At 66.0% G+C, this 2933-nt stretch carries 7 protein-coding genes and 1 pseudogene; all 8 read right to left on the bottom strand.

Annotated elements, in window-relative coordinates:
* Positions 1-184 (bottom strand): hypothetical protein (locus tag NW806_RS10925; RefSeq protein ID WP_414411125.1); only part of this gene is annotated, 184 nt, incomplete at its 3' end.
* A gap of 36 nt (positions 185-220) precedes the next feature.
* Positions 221-370, bottom strand: a complete 150-nt coding sequence (locus NW806_RS10920) for a hypothetical protein (RefSeq protein ID WP_414411124.1) — start codon at positions 368-370, stop codon at positions 221-223.
* Between the two features lie 76 nt (positions 371-446).
* Positions 447-1019, bottom strand: coding sequence for a hypothetical protein (locus NW806_RS10915; protein ID WP_414411123.1), 573 nt, complete (start codon positions 1017-1019; stop codon positions 447-449).
* 125 nt (positions 1020-1144) lie between these two features.
* Positions 1145-1465, bottom strand: a complete 321-nt coding sequence (locus tag NW806_RS10910) for a hypothetical protein (RefSeq protein ID WP_414411122.1) — start codon at positions 1463-1465, stop codon at positions 1145-1147.
* A 181-nt stretch (positions 1466-1646) separates the two neighbouring features.
* Positions 1647-1904 carry a hypothetical protein gene (locus tag NW806_RS10905; protein WP_414411121.1) on the bottom strand — a complete coding sequence of 86 codons (258 nt, stop codon included), beginning with the start codon at positions 1902-1904 and terminating at the stop codon, positions 1647-1649.
* 1 nt (position 1905) lies between these two features.
* Complete coding sequence (locus tag NW806_RS10900) at positions 1906-2334, bottom strand: transposase (protein ID WP_414411120.1); 429 nt, start codon at positions 2332-2334, stop codon at positions 1906-1908.
* A pseudogene (locus tag NW806_RS10895) lies at positions 2319-2766 on the bottom strand (transposase). Before NW806_RS10895 ends, NW806_RS10900 begins: the two are co-directional and overlap by 16 nt.
* A complete protein-coding gene (locus tag NW806_RS10890; protein ID WP_414411126.1) occupies positions 2763-2924 on the bottom strand; it encodes a transposase in 162 nt (53 codons plus the stop codon). The pseudogene NW806_RS10895 and the gene NW806_RS10890 overlap by 4 nt, the downstream one beginning before the upstream one ends.
* Between the last annotated feature and the right edge of the window lie 9 nt (positions 2925-2933).

The raw sequence follows: 2933 nt of genomic DNA, 5'->3' as shown, positions 1-2933 counted from the left end.
TTGTGCCCTCGGCCAGCTTGTTGGCCTCCTGGAAGAGCGTCCCCGCATCCCCGCCCAGGTAGGCGGTGTAGACCACGCTCCCCTGGAAGATCGCTCCCGGGGTCTCCGAAGTAAAGCAAACCTTGTAGTCCAGGCTGACTCCCGTGAGGTTCACCCGGGGGTCGGGGGTGTACTGGATCACCACGGGGCCCACCGTCTTGGGGTTGGGGCTAATCCCTCCCTACCCCACCGTGAAGGTGGCCGAGAGGTCGGCGTAGTTCAGGACGTTGACCTCGTAGTTGAAAGGGACGCCGCAAGCGGCAACCCCCAAAAGGAGCCCTACCCAGAGCCAGCCCTTAGCCAGAAAGCCATACCCTTTGCCTTTACGCATACCTACCTCCTTTCCGGGACCTCTAGGGTCCCTACCTCCATCTTCCTCAGGGGGGCTTACAAAAGCCTTAACCCCCTCAAGGCCGGGCTGGCTGGTCTTGCGGTTGCCCCTGGCCCTCCTTCCCATCCCCCTTGGGCTTCTCCTTGCCCTGGTCCTCCTGCTTCAGAGCTTGGTCCTCCAGCCTCTTCGTGAGCCCCTCCAGCAGGCGCTCCGAGAACCCCAGGGCCACGAAGAACCCGTAGGCGGCGGGCAGCCTGAGGAGGGACTTTAGCCCCTCTCCCAAGGCCCCGACTTCCACCAAGGCCCAGAAGACCAAGTACCCCCCCACCGCCCCCAAGGCCCCCAGCACCGGGGCCAGGAAGAGGGGAACCCAGTAGGCCCCGTAGTCGGTGGGAAGCTCTTTCGTGGCCACCACCCGCAGGAGCCGGGAAAGGGCTCCCCCGAGGAAGCCCAGAACAAGCCCCGTCTCCAGGCTTAGCCCGTTGGGAAGGGGAAGCCCGGGAGCGAAGGACACCAGGGCCCACGCCAGGCCAAGCCCCACCAGGAGAAGCCAGGCCGCCATGTTGTGCAGGGTGAGGAGCCGAGCGTACTTCGCGTCCCGGGCCCCGTGGAGAGCGGCTAAAAACTCCTCCAGGAGGGCCCTTTGCACCCTGGGGTCTGGCTTTTGGCAACACCGGGCGTTGGATTCTGCTTGACCCGAACCCTGGCCGGAACCTCCACCCTGGGATGGGGACCCCTGTTGGGGGTCCTGGCCCTCCAGGCCTAGGGCACACTTTAGCTGTTTCTGCCAAAGCGCCCTTTCCTCCTCCGAGAACACCCCGAGCTCCCCCAGGCCCCGCACAGGCGGGCCCTCACCTCCTCATCACTCATCAGGGCCACCGCCCGCCGCTCGGCCCGGTTCATCAGGGCCCAGGCCTCCATCTCCCGCTCGCCGTTCCAGAGGAGGAGGGAGAGAAGGGAACCAATCCAGCTCCAGAAGTCCCGCCCTTCCAGAAGATCCCGAGCCTTTTGCAGGCACTCCCTGGTGGCCTCCCGGGCGTCCCGCTTCTTCTGGTCGTCCTCCTGCTTCTGACCCTCTTCCCACCACCCCTGCACGTGCTCGGCCCAAAGCCCCTTCAGCTGGGCCCGGGCCAGGGCCCGGGAGGGGCAGGCGATAAGGTACGTGGAGGCGAAGAGGAAGAGGAGGAGGTAGCCCAGGGCCAGGAGGAAAAGGGGAGGCCCCGGGGCTCCCCCGGGAGAGGCCGGCTCCTGGAGGAGGTCCTGCGCCAGGGCCAGGCTAGCGCAGGCGGACCACCAGGCCGCGGCCATCCGTGCTGCTCTCGTAGGCGTAGACCCGCCCTTCGGGGTCCTTGAAAACAGAGGCAACATGGGCATAGTTTACCTCCAGGTTCAGGGCGTAGGGCCCTTCCGTGCCCCCGAGGAGAGCCCACGGGCGCTTCCCCTGGTTGGTGTTGTAGCTGAAGCGCACCAGCCCCTCCGGGAAGCCCGGCAGGAAGAGAAGAGCTCCTCCAGTGTCCCCCCCAGGCACCGGCATGTCAAGTTGCGATTTTTGTGGGTTTTTCTTCCACGGCCCAAAGCGGGCCCATGTCCAGGTAACGCCGGAAAGCCCAGTCCTCCGTGGCCCTCAGCATCACCACCGTGGCCAGATTCACCAGGCTCCCCTCGCCGGGGAAGACCCCAACCACCCTGGTCCGCCGCTTCACCTCACGGATAAGCCGCTCCAGCACATTCGTGCTCTTGATGTGCCGCTGGTGGACCCCGGGAAAGTCCAGGTAGGTCAGGGCCTCCCCCAGACCCTGGGCAAACACCTCCACCGCCCGCTTAAACCGGTCCCGGTAGCGCTCAACGAACCCCCGGGCCAGAGATTCCGCCGTGCCCCGCCGCCGCGCCACAAACACCTCCTGGAGCTTTTCGGCCACCACACCCCGCTCCGACTGCGGCACATGAGCTAAAACGTTCCGCATAAAGTATCAAAGTGCACCACGCACCGCTGCCAGCTGGCCCCAGGAAGCTCCGCCATCACCGCTTGACGGATGGAAGGGTGGTCGTCGGAAATGACCAGCCTCACCCCATGAAGCCCCCGCTCCACCAGGCCCTTCAGCAGGTTCCTCCAGGCCTCCTTCCGCTCCCCGCCCGCCCCAGTTCACCTTGAAGTAGGCCGCGTCCAGGTAGAGGTAGGGGTAGGCCAGCTCCAAAGGCCGGCCCCGCCAGGCGGAGAGCTCCTCCTCCAGGCGCTGGGCTACCCTGGAGACCGCGTCCTTACCGATGCGCACCCGGGACACGCCCTCCGTGATGGCCGCTACCTTGCGGGTGGAGACCCCTTGGAGGTACATCCCCAGCACCGCCTCTTCTACCTCTCCGGTCATCCGCTTGTACCGCTCAAAGACCTCGGTCAGGAAAGTCCCCTCCCGGTCCCGGGGTACCCGGAGCTGGGCGTCCTGCCCGCCGGCGTGATGAGGTCCCGGGTGTAGTAGCCGTTCCGCTCTCCGCGGCGGCTTGGGGTGCGCTCACGGTAACCCGCAGCCAGGTGCTCGGTCATCTCTTCTTCCAACACCTGCTCGTT

This window comes from Synechococcus sp. W65.1 (genome assembly GCF_047461615.1).
GTDB lineage: Bacteria > Cyanobacteriota > Cyanobacteriia > Thermostichales > Thermostichaceae > Thermostichus.
This window is presented reverse-complemented; position numbering and strand designations above follow the sequence as displayed.

Bases quoted from the DNA above. Each gene is read 5' to 3' on its own strand.
- NW806_RS10905 (WP_414411121.1), bottom strand. From the start codon at position 1,904: ATGCCGGTGCCTGGGGGGGACACTGGAGGAGCTCTTCTCTTCCTGCCG.
- NW806_RS10900 (WP_414411120.1), bottom strand. From the start codon at position 2,334: ATGCGGAACGTTTTAGCTCATGTGCCGCAGTCGGAGCGGGGTGTGGTG.
- NW806_RS10920 (WP_414411124.1), bottom strand. From the start codon at position 370: ATGCGTAAAGGCAAAGGGTATGGCTTTCTGGCTAAGGGCTGGCTCTGG.